This window comes from Rhodopseudomonas telluris (genome assembly GCF_042432815.1).
GTDB classification, from domain to species: domain Bacteria; phylum Pseudomonadota; class Alphaproteobacteria; order Rhizobiales; family Xanthobacteraceae; genus Rhodopseudomonas; species Rhodopseudomonas telluris.
On sequence record NZ_JBHLWM010000005.1, the window covers coordinates 351,941 to 368,096 of the forward strand.

General features: G+C 67.2%; 14 protein-coding genes. 7 read left to right on the forward strand and 7 right to left on the reverse strand.

What is annotated here, in order from left to right:
* The first annotated feature begins 82 nt into the window (after positions 1–82).
* The 5 genes from ACFFJ6_RS13130 (at position 83) to ACFFJ6_RS13150 (ending at position 5,117) form a co-directional block, all read left to right on the forward strand.
* Positions 83–1,516, forward strand: a complete 1,434-nt coding sequence (locus ACFFJ6_RS13130) for an amidase (RefSeq protein ID WP_378388354.1) — start codon at positions 83–85, stop codon at positions 1,514–1,516.
* Between the two features lie 100 nt (positions 1,517–1,616).
* On the forward strand, positions 1,617–1,826 hold the full coding sequence (locus ACFFJ6_RS13135; RefSeq protein ID WP_378388356.1) for a ferredoxin: 210 nt from the start codon (positions 1,617–1,619) through the stop codon (positions 1,824–1,826).
* Between the two features lie 61 nt (positions 1,827–1,887).
* Positions 1,888–3,087 (forward strand): cytochrome P450, encoded by a 1,200-nt coding sequence (locus ACFFJ6_RS13140; RefSeq protein ID WP_378388358.1) that lies wholly within the window; start codon positions 1,888–1,890, stop codon positions 3,085–3,087.
* Between the two features lie 17 nt (positions 3,088–3,104).
* The gene (locus ACFFJ6_RS13145; RefSeq protein ID WP_378388360.1) at positions 3,105–3,767 is read left to right on the forward strand and encodes a sulfite oxidase-like oxidoreductase; all 663 of its coding nucleotides are present in this window, start codon (positions 3,105–3,107) and stop codon (positions 3,765–3,767) included.
* Between the two features lie 123 nt (positions 3,768–3,890).
* Positions 3,891–5,117 (forward strand): bifunctional alpha/beta hydrolase/OsmC family protein, encoded by a 1,227-nt coding sequence (locus ACFFJ6_RS13150; RefSeq protein WP_378388362.1) that lies wholly within the window; start codon positions 3,891–3,893, stop codon positions 5,115–5,117.
* A gap of 1,330 nt (positions 5,118–6,447) precedes the next feature.
* On the opposite strand, the gene ACFFJ6_RS13155 is transcribed toward ACFFJ6_RS13150, so the two are convergent.
* Both ACFFJ6_RS13155 and paaZ read right to left on the reverse strand, forming a co-directional pair.
* Complete coding sequence (locus ACFFJ6_RS13155) at positions 6,448–7,464, reverse strand: quinone oxidoreductase family protein (RefSeq protein WP_378388364.1); 1,017 nt, start codon at positions 7,462–7,464, stop codon at positions 6,448–6,450.
* A 65-nt stretch (positions 7,465–7,529) separates the two neighbouring features.
* The gene (gene paaZ, locus ACFFJ6_RS13160) at positions 7,530–9,569 is read right to left on the reverse strand and encodes a phenylacetic acid degradation bifunctional protein PaaZ (protein ID WP_378388366.1); all 2,040 of its coding nucleotides are present in this window, start codon (positions 9,567–9,569) and stop codon (positions 7,530–7,532) included.
* A 219-nt stretch (positions 9,570–9,788) separates the two neighbouring features.
* Between paaZ and paaI the strand changes: the two genes are divergently transcribed.
* Both paaI and paaK read left to right on the forward strand, forming a co-directional pair.
* A complete protein-coding gene (gene paaI, locus ACFFJ6_RS13165; protein ID WP_378389674.1) occupies positions 9,789–10,190 on the forward strand; it encodes a hydroxyphenylacetyl-CoA thioesterase PaaI in 402 nt (133 codons plus the stop codon).
* Between the two features lie 11 nt (positions 10,191–10,201).
* Positions 10,202–11,533, forward strand: coding sequence for a phenylacetate--CoA ligase PaaK (paaK, locus tag ACFFJ6_RS13170; RefSeq protein WP_378388368.1), 1,332 nt, complete (start codon positions 10,202–10,204; stop codon positions 11,531–11,533).
* A gap of 547 nt (positions 11,534–12,080) precedes the next feature.
* Here the strand turns inward: paaK and paaE are convergent.
* From paaE to paaA, 5 genes are all read right to left on the reverse strand, one after another.
* On the reverse strand, positions 12,081–13,169 hold the full coding sequence (gene paaE, locus ACFFJ6_RS13175) for a 1,2-phenylacetyl-CoA epoxidase subunit PaaE (RefSeq protein ID WP_378388370.1): 1,089 nt from the start codon (positions 13,167–13,169) through the stop codon (positions 12,081–12,083).
* 8 nt (positions 13,170–13,177) lie between these two features.
* On the reverse strand, positions 13,178–13,681 hold the full coding sequence (gene paaD, locus ACFFJ6_RS13180; protein ID WP_378388372.1) for a 1,2-phenylacetyl-CoA epoxidase subunit PaaD: 504 nt from the start codon (positions 13,679–13,681) through the stop codon (positions 13,178–13,180).
* The gene (gene paaC, locus ACFFJ6_RS13185; RefSeq protein ID WP_378388374.1) at positions 13,675–14,451 is read right to left on the reverse strand and encodes a 1,2-phenylacetyl-CoA epoxidase subunit PaaC; all 777 of its coding nucleotides are present in this window, start codon (positions 14,449–14,451) and stop codon (positions 13,675–13,677) included. The genes paaD and paaC overlap by 7 nt, the downstream gene beginning before the upstream one ends.
* Positions 14,452–14,691: 240 nt before the next feature.
* The gene (gene paaB / locus ACFFJ6_RS13190; protein WP_378388376.1) at positions 14,692–14,979 is read right to left on the reverse strand and encodes a 1,2-phenylacetyl-CoA epoxidase subunit PaaB; all 288 of its coding nucleotides are present in this window, start codon (positions 14,977–14,979) and stop codon (positions 14,692–14,694) included.
* Positions 14,980–15,012: 33 nt separating this feature from the next.
* Positions 15,013–15,996 (reverse strand): 1,2-phenylacetyl-CoA epoxidase subunit PaaA, encoded by a 984-nt coding sequence (gene paaA, locus ACFFJ6_RS13195; protein WP_378388378.1) that lies wholly within the window; start codon positions 15,994–15,996, stop codon positions 15,013–15,015.
* Positions 15,997–16,156: the final 160 nt, after the last annotated feature.

The window sequence follows — 16,156 nt, forward strand, 5'->3', positions numbered from 1 at the left end:
CGGGCTACCCAATGCGTCTAGTCTCGCGGCGGCATTCATGTAGTCGCATGGTGCCTACAATCAACTCAGGGGAGTTCACAGGGTGAGTGCAGATCCGGCTCTGGTGCGGGAAACCGCGTGTGCGATCGTCGACAAGCTGAAGGCCGGCGAGGTCACACCGCTCGATCTGCTGGACACGCTGGAGCAGAGGATTTCGGAGGTGGACGGCGCCGTCAACGCGCTGCCGACGCTGTGCTTCGATCGCGCCCGCGATCGCGCGGCCGAGCTGATGAAGAGACCGGCCGCCGAGCGCGGCCTGCTCGCCGGCTTGCCGCTGCCGATCAAGGATCTCACCGCGGTCGCGGGGGTGCTCACCACGCAGGGGTCGCCGATCTACAAGGATAATATCCCGGTGCAGTCGGATCTGATGGTCGAGCATCTCGAGCACAACGGCGCGCTGGTCTATGCCAAGTCCAACACGCCGGAATTCGGCGCCGGCGCCAACACGTTCAACGAAGTGTTCGGCGCGACGCGCAATCCCTGGGATCTGTCGCGCTCGGCCGCGGGGTCGTCGGGCGGTGCCGCCGCCGCGCTCGCCTCGGGCACGGCTTGGCTCGCGCAGGGCTCCGACATGGGGGGCTCGCTGCGCAATCCGGCGAGCTTCTGCGGCATCGTCGGCCTGCGCCCGAGCTTCGGCCGCGTCGCGCACACGCCAGCCGCGGCGATCGACCGCAATCTCGGGGTGAATGGCCCGATGGCGCGCAATGTCGAAGACGTCGCGTTGCTGCTCGACGCGATGAGCGGCGAGCACGCCTCCGACCCGCTGTCGCTGCCCTCGCCTGCCTCCTCCTTTCTTGCTGCAGCGCGGGCCCGCACCAGGCCGCTGCGCGTCGCCTACTCGCCGGATCTCGGCATCACCCCGGTCGATCCGGAAGTCGCCGCGATCACCCGCAAGGCGGCCGAGCGGTTCGCCGAAGCCGGCGTCATCGTCGAACAGGCACAGCCCGATCTCTCCGAAGCGCACGAGTGTTTCCACGTGCTGCGCGCTTTTGACTTCGCCATTAGCAAAGCGGAGCTGCTGCGCACCAAGCGCGACCTGCTGAAGCCCGAGGTGATCTGGAACATCGAGCAGGGCCTCGCGCTCAGCGTCGACGATCTCGCCAAGGCCGAAGCCCAGCGTGTCACGATGACGGCCCGGACCGTCGAATTCTTCAAGACCTACGACCTGCTGCTGTGCCCCGCGACGATCACCGCGCCGTTCCCGGTCGAGCAGCGCTACCTCGCCGAATGCAACGGCCACAAGTTCGACAACTACGTCGAGTGGCTCGGCATCGTCTATGCGATCACGCTGGTGTGCTGCCCCGCGCTGTCGCTGCCCTGCGGCTTCACCGCCTCGGGCCTGCCGGTCGGCCTGCAGATGGTCGCGCGGCCGCGCAACGAGGCCGGGCTGCTCGCCGGCGCCGCCGTGCTCGAGGACATCCTCGGCCTGCGCGGGGCGACGCCGATCGACCCGCGGCCCGCGCCCGCGAGCCTGTAACGCGGTCCGCAGGACACTGGCGGTTGTAACGCGCTGTGCTACTCTCGGCGCGTTACGACAACCCGACCTGCCATCAAGGCGGGCGATGAGGAAACGCCGCATGTCCGACACGCTCAAGATCCACGTCGATCAGGACAAATGCCAGGGCCACGCGCGCTGCAAGGCGCTGGCTCCCGAATTGTTCGACCTCGACGACTACGGCAACGCTCACGAGAAGGGCGACGGGACCGTCCCTGCTGAACTGACAGAGAAGGCCTGGCTCGCCAGGTCGAACTGTCCGGAAGTCGCGATCGAGGTCAGCGAGAGCTGATCTCCGCTTCGTACCAACCGCGGCGCAGACCGCAGCAGCAACGAACCCGAGGACACGCCCGATGACCGAGAGAGCACCTGTCACTGACTGGATTCACGATTTCGACCATACCGACCCGCGCTGGACCGAGAACCCCTACCCGATCTGGGACGAGCTCCGCAGCGCCAGCCCCGTCGTCCACACCAACCGCTATCTCGGCTGCTACATGCCGACGACCTTCGCGGCGGTGAAGGAAATCTCCTACGACACCGAGCATTTCTCGTCGCGACGGATCATCGTGCGCGAAGTGCGCCTGGCCTCGCCGCCGCCGGCTCCGCCGATCACCTCCGACCCGCCCGAGCACAAGCCGGCCAAACGCCTGCTGCTGCCTCCGTTCACGCCGGACGCGGTCGCGAAGCTGGAGCCGCGCGTTCGCGAGCTGTGCAACGAGCTGATCGACGCTTTCATCGCCGACGACAGCTGCGACGCCGCGGCGGCCTACAGCAAGCATATCCCGGTCAAGACCATCTGCCACATGCTCGGGATTCCGGAGAGAGACAGCGACATCTTCATCCGCTGGATTCACGAAGTCCTCGAGCTCGGTATCAAGGACGACGCGGTGCTGATGAAGGCGGTGTACGAGATGAGCACGTACTTCGCCGGCCATATCGCGCAGCGCAAGCAGCACCCGAGCGACGACCTGATCTCGACGCTGATGAATGCCCGCGACGACAAGGGCCAGCCGTTGTCCGACGCGCATGTGCTCGGCTCGCTCCGGCTGCTGCTGATCGCCGGCATCGACACCACCTGGAGCGCGATCGGCGCAGCGCTGTGGCATCTGGCGGCGCATCCGGACGACTGCGCGCGGCTGGTCGCCGAGCCTGAATTGATGCCGACCGCGATCGAGGAATTTCTGCGCGCCTATTCGCCGGTGACGATGGCGCGCGAAGTGATGAAGGACACCGAGATCGCCGGCTGCCCGGTGAAGGCGGGCAACATGATGCTGCTGTCGTTCCCGGCCGCGAACCGCGATCCGGCGATTTTTCCGGATGCCGACCGCGTCAAGATCGACCGCAAGGAAAATCCGCATGTCGCGTTCGGGCTTGGCATTCACCGCTGCGTCGGCTCAAATCTGGCGCGGATGGAGATGACGGTCGCGCTCGAGGAGTGGCTGAAGCGGATTCCGCAGTTCCGGCTCGATCCGACCAAGGCTGTGCGCTGGTCGGAGGGAACGGTGCGGGGGCCGCGGCAGTTGCCTCTGCTGCTCGGCCGCCCGAACTAATCGTCATCAGGAGAGCCATGTCGGATCAACCAGAACCGCCGGAGTCCAAGCTCACCCGCAGCAAGCAGCGTTGGGCTGCCGAGGGCAAGTTTCTCACCGGGCGCCATGCGCGCCCGGACGAGCAGCGCCTGCCGCCGGGCCAGCATCTGACGCAGGACTGGCCGGTGCTCGATCTCGGCACCACGCCGCCGATCAGTCGCGAGCGCTGGCGGCTCGACGTCTACGGCGCGGTGGCGCAGCCGCTGTTCTGGGACTGGGCGCAGTTCATGGCGCAGCCGCAATCGGACTTCGTCTCCGACATCCATTGCGTCACGACCTGGTCGCGCTACGACAACCGCTGGCAGGGCGTTGCCACACGCGATCTACTGGAAGCCTGCCAGCCGCACGATCAGGCGCGCCACGTCGTGCTGCGCAGCTATGACGGCTACACCACCAACCTCGCGCTCGACGACTTCGCCGCCGCCGATGCGCTGATCGTGCATGCGTGGTCGGGCGAACCGCTGGAGCCCGAGCACGGCGGCCCGGTGCGCCTGGTCGTGCCGCATCTGTATTTCTGGAAGAGCGCCAAGTGGCTGCAGGCGGTCGAATTCCGCGACGACGATGCGCCCGGCTTCTGGGAAGTCCGCGGCTATCACAATCGTGGCGATCCGTGGCAGGAACAGCGCTACTCGGACGATTGATCGCGATCGCACAATTCCTATCTCCGTCATTGCGAGCGAAGCGAAGCAATCCAGCGCAGTGCACGGGGCTGGACTGCTTCGTCGCTTCGCTCCTCGCAATGACGACCGCATGATGGAGCCCCCATGCCGACCGAACGTTTTCAATTCACCGGCAGCGGTGGCCATCAGCTCGCCGCGGCGCTCGATCTGCCGGAGTCCGCGCCGGTCGCCTTCGCGCTGTTCGCGCATTGCTTCACCTGCAGCAAGGACAACCTCGCGGCGCGGCGGATCGCTGCGGCACTGGCGGCGCGCGGCATCGCGGTGCTGCGGTTCGACTTCACCGGGCTCGGCGCCAGCGAGGGTGAGTTCGCCAATGCGACGTTCTCCTCCAACGTTGCCGATCTGGTGCTCGCCGCCGATCATCTGCGTCAGGTTCATCAGGCCCCGACGCTGCTGATCGGCCACAGCCTCGGCGGCGCCGCGGTGCTGGCGGCTGCGGCGCAGATCCCCGAGGCCAAGGCGGTCGCGACCATCGCGGCGCCGTCCGATCCGTCGCATGTCACGCATCTGTTCGCCGAGCATGTCGACACGATCCGCACAGAGGGCAGCGTCGAGGTGTCGCTCGCCGGCCGGCCCTTCACCATCAAGCGCGAGTTTCTCGACGACGCCGCCGAGCACAATCTGCTGGCGCAGGTCGGCAAGCTGCACAAGGCGCTGCTGATCCTGCACGCGCCCGGCGACGACACCGTCGGCATCGACAACGCCACCAAGCTGTTCCTCGCCGCCAAGCATCCGAAGAGCTTCGTCTCGCTCGATCATGCCGATCACCTGCTCGGCGATCGCCGCGATGCCAGCTACGCGGCCGACGTGATCGCCGCCTGGGCCGAGCGCTATCTCGACGCCGCCAAGCCCGTCGCAGCCCCCGCCGGCGCGCCGGAAGTGCCGCGCAGCGTCGTGGTGCAGGAGACCGGCGGCGGCAAGTTCCAGAACGCGATCAGCGTCGGGCCGCATCGGCTGCGCGCCGACGAGCCGGTCTCGGTCGGCGGTGCGGATTCCGGACCCGGACCTTACGACCTGCTGCTGTCGGCGCTCGGCGCCTGCACCTCGATGACGGTGCGGCTCTATGCCGACCGCAAGCAGCTGCCGCTGGAGCGCACCACCGTGACGCTGAGCCACGCCAAGATCCACGCCGAGGACTGCGCCGACTGCGAAACCAAGGTCGGCCTGCTCGACCGCATCGAACGCATCATCGCGTTCGAGGGAGATCTCGACGCCGAGCAGCGCGCCAAGCTGATCGAGATCGCCGACAAATGCCCGGTGCACCGGACGCTGACCTCGGAGGTGAAGATCGTGACGCGGCAGGCGGAGTGAGGAGCGGCGCATGACGGCAGGGTGAAGGTCGAGGCGCTCCCAAGAAAGAAGCCGTCATCACCCGCGAAAGCGGGTGCTCATGGATCGCAGAGCGGTGGAGGAGAAGGCACGGCGCTCCAACGAGCGCTCTGGGATACTGGGTCGCCCGGTCAAGCCGGGCGATGACGGGGGAGGATGCGGAAAGCCCGTGCTCCACGTCGAACATATTCAACTATCAAACAGCCCCTTCGACGCTCTTCAAAGATCAATCGCCATAGCTTTGCGCAGAACGAAACAGCCACGACTACGCAACAGCCCCACGCAGCCACGCGCCCGCATTCTCGCGGCGCGTCGCGCCCGAGGTTTGCTGCGATCCCTTCGCCCTCTTTGGGAAGAGGGCGCGCGGAACGCCGGGTGCCCGATGCACCCGCGGCCTCGTGTGCGTAAGTAAAAAGCACACGAGTTCAAAACCACGGTCACACCGGAGAACATCCGGCGTTCCGCGCGCGATGGTGCTTCCGGCTTATCTCGTGCTCTCCCCGGCGCCCGACACGGTTTTTGGTCGCCGTCGCGTCCGACTGTGGTGTCCGCTTCGGTGGAAGCATGACAGCTGGTCGGGGCTTGATGCCACGCGGGACATCAGGACCACACGCCTTTGCCGTCCGCGGCAACGTGGTCGTCAGCGCTTCGGTGTCGGCTCACGGGATCTTCCAGTGGAAGAGAGCCCGCCCTGCCTTCACGTCCCCGCCTGACGCTGCCGCGTCCATCGCCCCCCGCCCCGCGAACCGTGACGATCGCGTTTCGCCCCTCTCCCCGGGACGGGTTGAGGCGGACTATAGTCCTTTTAGGAATTTTGTCAAGTGCACCTGCGCCCCCATGCTACGTTCGTGAGTCCGGGGCGCGCGTTCATCCACCTCTCCCGCTTGCGGGAGAGGTCGGATCGCGCAGCGATCCGGGTGAGGGCACTCTGCTCCGCGAGTCGCGGATTCAGTGCTCGGGGCGCCCTCACCCCAGCCCTCTCCCGCAGGCGGGAGAGGGAGCGCGCTGCGACTCGGGGTTGGGCATTGAGCTACACGGATGGCGAACGCTTACTTCGCAGCAACTCAAGGCCTCTCGTTCGTCATTCCGGGGCACGCGCGGAGCGCGGGAGCCCGGAATCCATAACCCCTGTGCTGCGTTGTGAAGCTCGGTGTCGCCGCGCTGTGCGCTTGCCGTGACTCCAGGGGGTATGGATTCCGGGTTCGCGCTGCGCGCCCCCCGGAATGACCGGGAGAGGTGGGTGGAAGCGCGATAGGCCGGTGGATGGCGTCATCACGACCCACGTGGCTGAGCGGTGGATGCTACTTCGCTTCTATTCCGGTCGCAGCACGACACGGTCGCGGGAGGAGTTGGCGACGGCGTGGTAGGCGGCTTGCGCCTGGTCGAGCGGATAGATCGCGCCGGGAACGATCGGAAACGGCTGCAGGGCGCCGCTCGCGAAGCCAGGGCCGAGGGTGCGGAGCACGTCGCCGGTGGCGATCGACGAGAAGCCGAGCGTGTCGATGCCGACATAGGTGTGCTGGGCGCGGTAGAAGGCGAGGATGTCGAATTCGACGATGCGCTTGACGGCGGCGATCAAAATCTGGCGGCCCTTCAGACCGAGCGCTGCGTTCGCCGCGGCGAAATACGGATCGCCGACGGTGTTGAACACCACGTCGGCGCCCTTGCCGCCGGTCAGCTCGCGCACGCGCGCGGCAACGTCCACGGACGACGAGTCGATCATCTCGACCGGCGCGCTGGCGTAACCGGCGTAAGGCTCCGGCTTGCGCACCACGCCGATCACGCGGGCGCCGCGCCAGGTCGCGATCTGCGCGGCCGCCTGCCCGACCTTGCCGTTGATGCCCATGATCACCAGCGTCTCGCCGCTCGCCAGCGCGGCGCGTCGCAGGCCTTCGGCGGCGGTGACGAACGGCACGCCGATGCCGGCCGCCTCCTCCCACGACACGCTTGCCGGCTTCTCGACCAGCGCCGCGGCCTGCACCACCAGATGCGTCGCGTGCGTGCCGTCGCGGCGGATGCCGAGGTCGCCGGACGAGCCAAACACGTCGCGGCCGATCCAGTCGGTCGGGCCGTCGATCACCACGCCGGCGTAGTCGCGGCCCGGCGTGCGCGGAAACACCGCGTAGGGCATCAGCCCGGTCGCGGCCTTGACGTCGGACGGATTGACCGCGGCGGCGCGCAGCTCGATCAGCACCTCGGTCTCGGCGCGGCGCGCCAGCGGCAGACGCTCAATCGCGGGCGCGATCGCCGCGGCGTCGCTCGCCTTGGCGTGCAGGCGCACGCAGCGCGCCTCGACCGTCTTGAACACGGGGGTGGCGGTTTCGCTCATGATCGAACTCCGGCAGGACGCCGCAACGCGCGGCGCCGTGTTCTGCCAGATTTCGCCGTCGCGAGCTATGCGGCCGGACGTGCGCTCATCGTCAACAGATCATAGCGCGCCACCGGCTCGTTATTCTGGTTCACCACCTCGACGTCCCAGCGCACCTCGCCATATTCGGGCCGCCGCGCCGCGGATTTCTGCTTCACCGTCAGCTTCACCTTGATCGTATCATCGGGCGACACCGGCTTGAGGAAGCGCAGATTGTCGAGGCCGTAATTGGCGAGCAGCGGGCCCGGCGCCGGATCGACGAACAGGCCGGCGGCGAAGGCGAGGATCAGATAGCCGTGCGCGACGCGGCCGGGGAAGAACGGGTTGGCCTTCGCCGCCGCCTCGTCCATGTGGGCGTAGAAGGTGTCGCCGGTGAAGTGCGCGAAGTGCTCGATATCGTCGAGCGTGATCGGCCGGCTTTCGGTCTCGATGCTCTGGCCGATCTGGAGCTCGTTGTAGTTCAGCTTGAACGGATGCACGGCCGTCGCGGCGGCGGGGGCGCCGCGGGTCCAGGTGCCGGTCAGCTTGGCGAGGCGCCGCGGCGAGGCCTGGATCGCGGTGCGCTGCATGTAGTGAACCACGCTGCGCAAGCCGCCGAGCTCCTCGCCGCCGCCGGCACGGCCGGGGCCGCCATGCAGCAGCGCCGGCAGCGGCGTGCCATGGCCGGTCGATTCCGCCGCATCGTCGCGATCGACGATCAGCAGCCGGCCGTGAAACGGCGCGAGGCCGAGGATCATCTGCTCAGCGACGGCATCCTCATAGGTGAACAGCGACGCCACCAGACTGCCCTCACCGCGCCGGACCAGCTCGATCGCCTGACCGACGTCGTCATAGGCCAGCACGGTCGCGACAGGGCCGAACGCTTCGGTAGCATGGACGTGCTTGGCCGCCATCGGCTCGCGCGCGCGCAGCAGCACCGGCGCCATGTAGGCGCCGACCTGCGCGTCGATGCCCTCGCCGGCCGCTGTTTCCGGATCGCCGAACACGATCTCGGCCTCGCTCTGCAGCGTGGCGATCGCGGCGCGCACCGCGTCGCGCTGACCGCGGCTGACCAGCGGGCCCATCGCCTTGTCGTTGCTGCGCGGATCGCCGAGCTTGACCTCGGCGAGCTTCGCCTTGAGCGCATCGATCACCGCAGCCTGCTGCGCGCGCGGCACCAGCACGCGGCGGATCGCAGTGCATTTCTGCCCGGCCTTGGCGGTCATCTCGCGCACGATCTCGCGGACGAACAGGTCGAATTCCGGATCGGCCGGCGTGATGTCGGGTCCGAGGATTGCGGCGTTGAGTGAATCGCGCTCGGCGATGAAGCGAATCGCGTGGCGCGCGACGTTCGGATGCGCGCGCAGCTTCTCCGAGGTTTCGAGCGAGCCGGTGAACGCGATCAGATCCTGACCATTCAGATGATCGAGCAGATCGCCGAGCCCGCCGCAGACCAGCTGCAGCGCGCCCGGCGGCAACAGCTTCGACTCGTCGATCAGTTTGACCAGCGCTTCGGCCACATAGGCCGTCGCGGTCGCCGGCTTGGCGATCACCGGCACGCCGGCGAGCAGCGCCGGCGCCAGCTTTTCCAACAAACCCCAGCACGGGAAGTTGAAGGCGTTGATATGCACCGCGACGCCGTGCAGCGGGGTGAGAATATGCTGGCCGACGAAGCTGCCGCGCTTCGACAGCGCTTCGACCTCGCCCTCAGTGATGAAATTAGAATCCGGCAACTCACGCCTGCCGCGCGACGCGAAGGCCGCGAGCGTGACGAGACCACCGTCGATGTCGATGGCGTTGTCGCGGCGATTGGCGCCGGTGTCGGCGGCGAGCGCGTAAAGCTGTTCCTTGCGTTCGGTGAGATACGCGCCGAGCGCCTTCAGCCTGTCGGCGCGCTGGTGGAAACTCATCGCGCGGAGCGCCGGCCCGCCGACCTCGCGGGCGTGCCGCACCAGCGCGGCAAAGTCGAGCCCGGCGCTGGAGGCGCGCGCCACCACGCGGCCGTCGATCGCGCTGGGAATATCGACCAGCCCCTGCGCCGGCGTCACCCAAGTGTCGCGCGCGAAGCTTTGCAGCGTGTGGCTCATGATCGTCCTCCCCGTTGGTGCGGCCTTGTTGGTTGCGCGGTTTGACGCCCGCGGCGGCCGTTGACACGATGGTATGTTCGCATAATAATTGACTGACCGATCGTTCAATTCAAGAGGCTTTCGAAGCCCGGGACGACGAGGGAGAGAAACGTGACCGACGCCCCGACCACATTCGCGGGTCTGTCGCCCGACGCGCTAGCGCGCGCTTGCGCCGATGCGATGTGGGCGAACGATCATGCCAGCAAGGCGCTCGGCATGGAGATCGTCGAGATCGGCGCGGGCTTCGCGACGCTGGCGATGACGATCACCACCGAGATGGTCAACGGCCACGGCATCGCCCATGGCGGCTTCATCTTCACCCTCGCCGACAGCGCCTTCGCCTACGCCTGCAACTCGCGCAACGACAACACCGTCGCGGCGCAGGGCCAGATCACCTTCATCCGGCCGAGCAAGCTGGGCGCGCGCCTCGTCGCCAGCGCCCGCGAGATCAATCGCGCCGGCCGTTCCGGAATCTACGATGTCCGCGTCACCTCCGCCGGCACCGTGATCGCCGAATTCCGCGGCCATTCCCGCTCGATCGGCGGGACGCTGGTGCCGCCGACTGAGCCCCAACCACGCTGAGGGAAACCGCCATGGTCGCGACCGTTCACCAGATCAAGCCGGCCGGCTACGCCGCCGAACTCGACGATGCCGAGCGTGCTTCGCGCGACGAGATCGTGGCGTTGCAGACCAAGCGCCTCGCCTGGTCGCTGAAGCACGCCTACGACAACGTCGCGCACTACAAGGCCGCGTTCGACCGCGCCGACGTGCATCCGTCGGATTTCCGCGAGCTGAGCGATTTGGCGAAATTTCCGTTCACCACCAAGCTCGATTTGCGCGACAACTACCCGTTCAGCATGTTCGCGGTGCCGCGCGAGCAACTCGCCCGGGTGCACGCCTCGTCCGGCACCACCGGCAAGCCGATCGTGGTCGGCTACACGCTGAAGGACATCGACACCTGGGCAACCGTGATGGCGCGCTCGCTGCGCGCGGCCGGTGCGCGGCGCGGCATGATCCTGCACAATGCCTACGGCTACGGCCTGTTCACCGGCGGGCTCGGGGCGCATTACGGCGGCGAGAAGCTCGGCTGCACCGTGGTGCCGATCTCCGGCGGCATGACCGAGCGGCAGGTGCAGCTGATCAACGACTTCAAGCCGGACGTCATCACCGTGACGCCGAGCTACATGCTGGCGATCCTCGACGAGTTCAAGCGCCAGGGCCTCGACCCGCGCGCGTCGTCGCTGAAATACGGCGTGTTCGGCGCCGAGCCCTGGACCAACGCGATGCGCGCCGAGATCGAGCAGGCGTTCGCCATGGACGCGACCGACATCTATGGCCTATCCGAAGTGATCGGCCCCGGCGTCGCGCAGGAATGCGTCGAGACCAAGGATGGCCTGCACATCTGGGAGGATCATTTCTATCCGGAAGTGATCGATCCGGTGACCGGCGCTGTGCTGCCCGACGGCGAGAAGGGCGAGCTGGTATTCACCTCGCTGACCAAGGAAGCCTTCCCGGTCGTCCGCTATCGCACCCGCGACCTCACACGGCTGCTGCCGGGCACGGCGCGCCCCGGCATGCGCCGCATGGAAAAGATCACCGGCCGCTCCGACGACATGATCATCCTGCGCGGCGTCAACGTGTTCCCGACCCAGATCGAGGAAGTGCTGCTTGCCACCGACTGGTGCGGCGGCCACTTCATCATCGAACTGACCCGCGACGGCCGGATGGACGAGATGACCGTACTGGCCGAAGCCCGCCCGGAAAGCTGGGACGGCGCCGGGCTGGTGCCGCATGCCGAGCGGGTGGCGGCGTATATCAAGAACACGATCGGGATTTCGACGACGGTGAAGGTGGTGCCGCCGGATACGCTGGAGCGCTCGCTGGGCAAAGCCAAGCGGGTGTACGACAAGCGGCCGAAGGGGTAGCGCGCGAAGGGGAAGCGTCGCGCGCGCTCACCACGGCTGATCGAAGACACTCCCCCCTCGTTCGTCATTCCGGGGCACGCGCGTAGCGCGTGAACCCGGAATCCATAGCCCCTGTGCTCGTTGTTGGGCACGACGTGCGTGGGTCAGACTCAATAACATCGATAGTGCAGGGAGTATGGATTCCGGGCTCGCGCTGCGCGCGCCCCGGAATGACGAACTATCAACGGCGTTGCGAGGAGCACCCGGATCAGCGCTACGCGCTGTCCGGGCACAGGCTCCGCGACGAAGCAATCCAGCTTCGTGCACGGGGCTTCTGGATTGCTTCGCTTCGCTCGCAATGACGACGTTGAGGCGGGCGCACCAACCATCATCCTCTCGTTCGTCATTCCGGGGCGCGCGTAGCGCGAACCCGGAATCCATAACCCCTGGCCGCTACGTTCCGCGCAAGGACGGCAACCGGCGTCTTCCTGCACCAACGAAAACAGGGCGTATGGATTCCGGGTTCGTGCAGCTTCGCTGCACGCCCCGGAATGACGAACGTTAGTTCCTACAAATGATCGTAGTCCACCACCACACGCGCCGTCGTCGGCTTCGCCTGACACGTCAGCACGAATCCCGCCTGCAGCTCCCACGGCTCCAGCGAGTAGTTCAGGTCCATCGGGGCTTCGCCTTCGACCAGCTTGGCGCGGCAGGTGGAGCACATGCCGCCTTTGCAGGCGAAGGGCAGATCGACGCCGGCGCGCAGGGCCGCGTCGAGGATGGCTTCGCCGTCCGCGACCGGGACCTCGCGGCGCTTGCCATCGATGATCAGCGACGCGATCGCCTTCGGCGGCGCGCCGGGGGCGACCACCGTCTTCGGACGCGGCTTGCCGCCGAGGCCGGAGACGAAGCGTTCGACATGGATGCGGTCCTCGGCGATGCCGAGTTCGCGGCACGCGGCCTCGACGTCGTCGCTCATCCCGGTCGGGCCGCAGACGAAGACGTGATCGACGCCCGCCGCCGGCAGCATCGCGGTGAGTAGCAGCCGCACCTTGTCGCGGTCGAGCCGGCCTTGCATCACCGGCACGTCCTGCTCTTCCTGCGACAGCACGTGGAACACCGCGAAGCGCTGCAAATAACGATCCTTCAGCGTCTCCAGCGTGTCGCGAAACAGGATCTGTTCGGTCGAGCGGTTGCCATAGAACAGGAAGAAGCGGCTGTCCGGATCGCGCGCCAGCACCGCCTTGATCAGCGACAGAATCGGCGTGATGCCGCTGCCGGCGGCGAAGCCAACGTACGTGCGCGCCTCGCTTGCCGTGTGCGCGGCGCCGAACCGGCCGGTCGGCGTCATCACCTCGAGCGTGTGGCCGGCCTTCAGCTCCTCGGTGGCCCACACCGAGAACGCGCCGCCGTCGACCTTCTTCACCGCGATCCGTAATTCGCCGTCATCGGGGCCGGAGCAGATTGAATAGGAGCGCCGCACCTCCTCACCGTCCATCGTGGTGCGCAGCGTCAGATACTGGCCGGGCGCAAATCGATACGCGTCCGCCAGCTCCGGCGGCACGGTGAACGCCAGCGAGATCGCGTCGCGGCCCTCGCGGCGCAGGTCGGCGATGGTCAGCGGGTGGAAGCGCGGGATGGTGGCGGAGATGTTCATGGTGGCGCTCAATGGCACTTGAAGTAATCGAACGGCTCACGGCAGCTCCGGCAGCGCCACAGCGCCTTGCAGGAGGTCGAGCCAAATTCGGACAGCTGCTCGGTATCGACCGAACCGCATTGCGGACACGCCACCTCCAGCGCGCCGAACAGCGCGCGGCGGCCGGACGATACGAGCGGCGGCGCGATGCCGTAGTCCTTGAGCTTGGCGCGGCCGTCGGCGCTCATCCAGTCGGTGGTCCAGGCCGGCGCCAGGACGGTCTTGACCCGCGCATCGGCGATGCCGGCGCGGGCCAGCGCGGTCTCGATCTCCAGCGTGATCATGTTCATCGCCGGACAGCCCGAATAGGTCGGCGTGATCGTGACCTCGACGCGACCGTCCGTGACAGCGACCTCGCGCAGCACGCCGAGATCGGCGATGGTCAGCACCGGGATTTCCGGATCGACCACCGTCGCAGCGGCGTCCCAGGCACGGGCGCGCAGTTCGGCGTCGCTGTCCGCCAGCGTCACCATGTCTGGCCCGGATAGGTCCGCTGCATGTATTGCAGCTCGGTGAGCAGCCGACCGAGATGCTCGCTGTGCCGGCCGCTGCGACCGCCGCGCTGCACCCATGTGCCGGTCGGCAGGGTCAGCGTCGCTTCGCTCACCACCGCGCTGATCGTGCCGTGCCAGGCGTCGCGCAGGCTGGCCGGATCGATCGCGACGCCGCTGTCGATCAGCCGCTGCTCGCCGGCGTCGGCATCGAACAATTCGCCGGCAAAGGCCCACAGCGCATCGACCGCGTCCTGCGCGCGGTGGTGGCTTTCGGCGGTGCCGTCGCCGAGCCGGATCATCCATTCGGACGCGTGGCGGAGATGATAGGCGCTTTCCTTTTCCGACTTGGCGGCGATCGCCGCCAGCGTCGGATCGGCCGAGCGCATCATCGCCCGCCAATACGGATCGGCGAAGGCCGAGTAGTAGAGCTGCCGGGCGATGGTGCGGGCGAAGTCGCCGTTGGGCTGCTCGACCAGCAGCAGGTTCTGGTAGTCGCGCTCTTCGCGCAAGTAAGCCAGCCTGTCCTCGTCGTGCCCCCTGCCCTCGACGGCGCCCGCATAGCTGTACAGCTCGCGGGCCTGCCCGATCAGGTCGAGCGCGATGTTCGACAGCGCCATGTCCTCTTCCAGCATCGGCGCATGCCCGCACCATTCGGACAGCCGATGCCCGAGGATCAACGCATCATCGGCGCGGCGCAGGGTGTAGATGAACAGCGGGGAGTCGGTGATGGCGATCGAGGCGGTGGACATCGGTTGTTACTCGGGTTGTCTCAGGCTCATCGTTCGTTGTGGTGACGGCCTCATCCTGAGGAGCCTGCGCAGCAGGCGTCTCGAAGGATGACGACGCGAGGACAAGGCTTCGATTCGTGGTCCATCCTTCGAGACGCCCGGCCTCGCCCTTCGGGCGACGCCGGGCTCCTCAGGATGAGGTCGGAATGCGCGGCGGCCCCTCAGGATGACGTCGTGATGCGTGGCGGCCACGGCCGCGAACTACATGTGTCCGACTTCGTCCGGCACGTCGTAGAACGTCGGATGCCGATAGATTTTGCTCTCCGCCGGTTCGAACAGCATGCCGGACTCGGCGGGATCGCTCGCCGTGATGGCGCTCGACGGCACCACCCAGATCGAAAGGCCTTCGCCGCGGCGGGTGTAGACGTCGCGGGCGGCCTGCAGCGCCAGCGTGGCGTCGGCGGCGTGCAGCGAGCCGACGTGCTTGTGGGCGAGGCCGTTGCGGCTGCGGATGAAGACTTCCCACAGCTGCGTGTTCGGCGTGGTCATCACACTCCTCCCGGAGACTGAGATCGCGGGCGTTTACGCCGCGAGTTTCTTCTTGCGCTTGTCGGCGTAGGCGGCGGCGGCTTCGCGGACCCAGGCGCCGTCGTCATGCGCCTTGCGGCGGGCGGCGAGACGATCGCGGTTGCAGGGGCCGTTGCCGGCGAGCACCTGCTTGAATTCATCCCAGTCGATCGTGCCATATTCCCAATGGCCGGTGGCCTCGTTGTATTTGAGGTCGCCATCGGGAAGTGTCAGGCCGAGATAGTGCGCTTGCGGCACGGTGGCATCGACGAATTTCTGGCGCAGCTCGTCGTTGGAGAAGCGCTTGATCTTCCACTTGGTCGAAGTGTCGCTGTGCTGGCTGGCCTGATCCGGCGGGCCGAACATCATCAGGCACGGCCACCACCAGCGGTTCAGCGCGTCCTGCGCCATCGCCTTCTGTTCGGTTGAGCCCTTCGCCAGCGTCAGCATGATCTCGTAGCCCTGGCGCTGATGGAAGGATTCCTCCTTGCAGACGCGGATCATCGCCCGCGCATAGGGGCCGTAGGAGCAGCGGCACAGCGGGATCTGGTTCATGATGGCGGCGCCATCGACCAGCCAGCCGATCGCGCCGATATCCGCCCAGGTCAGCGTCGGGTAGTTGAAGATCGACGAGTACTTGGCCTTGCCGCTCAGCATCTGATCGACAAGCTCTTCGCGCGAGGAGCCGAGCGTCTCGGCGGCGGCGTAGAGATACAGGCCGTGGCCGCACTCGTCCTGCACCTTGGCGAGCAAGGCGGCCTTGCGGCGCAGCGTCGGCGCGCGGGTGATCCAGTTGCCTTCCGGCAGCATGCCGACGATCTCGGAATGCGCGTGCTGGGAGATCTGCCGGGTCAGCGTCTTGCGATAGGCCGCGGGCATCCAGTCGTTGGGCTCGATCCGCTCCTCGGCATCGATCCGCTGCTGGAACCGCGCGGCGCGGCCGGCGTCCTCGAGGCTGCGATCCTCGGCTTCTGTGATGTTGAGCGCCTGTGTGTACATGGCTGACCTCGGCGTTTCCTGATTGGCCGGAGCCTGCAGCCCCGCCTTGTTGGAAATATAATTGACCAATTGGACGGTCAATGCAAGTGTCGGAACCGGATCATCCGCAGCGCGTGCCGGCGCGCCGCGCCGACAGCAATTTGCACCAAGGACTTTGCCC

Excerpts from the sequence above, each read along its gene's own strand:
- ACFFJ6_RS13135 (WP_378388356.1), top strand. The coding sequence starts at position 1,617 with ATGTCCGACACGCTCAAGATCCACGTCGATCAGGACAAATGCCAGGGC.
- ACFFJ6_RS13140 (WP_378388358.1), top strand. The coding sequence starts at position 1,888 with ATGACCGAGAGAGCACCTGTCACTGACTGGATTCACGATTTCGACCAT.
- ACFFJ6_RS13145 (WP_378388360.1), top strand. The coding sequence starts at position 3,105 with ATGTCGGATCAACCAGAACCGCCGGAGTCCAAGCTCACCCGCAGCAAG.
- ACFFJ6_RS13150 (WP_378388362.1), top strand. The coding sequence starts at position 3,891 with ATGCCGACCGAACGTTTTCAATTCACCGGCAGCGGTGGCCATCAGCTC.
- ACFFJ6_RS13155 (WP_378388364.1), bottom strand. The coding sequence starts at position 7,464 with ATGAGCGAAACCGCCACCCCCGTGTTCAAGACGGTCGAGGCGCGCTGC.
- paaZ (WP_378388366.1), bottom strand. The coding sequence starts at position 9,569 with ATGAGCCACACGCTGCAAAGCTTCGCGCGCGACACTTGGGTGACGCCG.
- paaI (WP_378389674.1), top strand. The coding sequence starts at position 9,789 with ATGTGGGCGAACGATCATGCCAGCAAGGCGCTCGGCATGGAGATCGTC.
- paaK (WP_378388368.1), top strand. The coding sequence starts at position 10,202 with ATGGTCGCGACCGTTCACCAGATCAAGCCGGCCGGCTACGCCGCCGAA.
- paaE (WP_378388370.1), bottom strand. The coding sequence starts at position 13,169 with ATGAACATCTCCGCCACCATCCCGCGCTTCCACCCGCTGACCATCGCC.
- paaD (WP_378388372.1), bottom strand. The coding sequence starts at position 13,681 with ATGGTGACGCTGGCGGACAGCGACGCCGAACTGCGCGCCCGTGCCTGG.
- paaC (WP_378388374.1), bottom strand. The coding sequence starts at position 14,451 with ATGTCCACCGCCTCGATCGCCATCACCGACTCCCCGCTGTTCATCTAC.
- paaB (WP_378388376.1), bottom strand. The coding sequence starts at position 14,979 with ATGACCACGCCGAACACGCAGCTGTGGGAAGTCTTCATCCGCAGCCGC.
- paaA (WP_378388378.1), bottom strand. The coding sequence starts at position 15,996 with ATGTACACACAGGCGCTCAACATCACAGAAGCCGAGGATCGCAGCCTC.